1 protein-coding gene is annotated in these 727 nt (G+C 39.8%); it reads right to left on the bottom strand.

Going from position 1 to position 727, the window contains the following annotated elements; all coding sequences use genetic code 11:
* The coding region (locus tag ACYVTD_RS14935) for a hypothetical protein (protein ID WP_461248504.1) at positions 1–593 on the bottom strand (593 nt) is incomplete at its 3' end.
* Positions 594–727: the final 134 nt, after the last annotated feature.

Here is a 727-nt window from a genome sequence, read left to right as displayed (position 1 = left end):
TTTAATACACTTCGAACAGCAGGCGGTTTTTGCAATATATCAATTAGTTCTTGGTCATATTCGCTTACTAGAGAAATATCATCATTGGATAGGTTTAGTTTTTTTAGAAGATCGGCAACGATTTGTTTATTATACTCTCTTTGCGGGAATCTATCTGCCTCTGCATATGAGTTCACAAGCCTCGTTATCGTCTCCGAAGAGTCGAGGAAAGTTTGGTCAGTATATAGCGTAGTCTCGCAAAAAAGACGAAGATATGTGCCTTTTAGCCCATATGAGATTCCGCCTTTGTTTCTGTCTGCTAGTTTGACTTTATCGTTTTGAAACTTGTCGTTATTGTCTATATAATTTCGTTTGAATAAAAGATTTAGCCATGTTGGTATAACCATTCTAACTAGCCTGATGTTTTTGTCTTGTATGTCTTTAAAGTTGTTTTTATGGCTGCCCGAACGCCTGCAAATCCAGTCGAAGATATGAGACGGTTCGTATATGTATGCGGTCTTTTGAAAATCGTCGACGCAAAGCCTATCTCCCTTGATAAAGAAGATATTTGGGCTTTGATTAGAACCGATTCCTCCTTGTGCGCGGACATACATGCACGCATTGTTTTTTTCTTTCGTCCTATCTCGCCCCAACATTCATTAAACAAAAACCTAATATATCTTTGTGTCTGGTGACACCACCGCGATGAGAACACGGGATACTGCGATGAACGGGCGAGGTCTCAAAG

The sequence above is a fragment of the Treponema sp. R6D11 genome (assembly GCF_054786075.1).
Note: the sequence above shows the minus strand (reverse complement) of the source record. Positions and strands in the feature narration are given on the sequence as shown.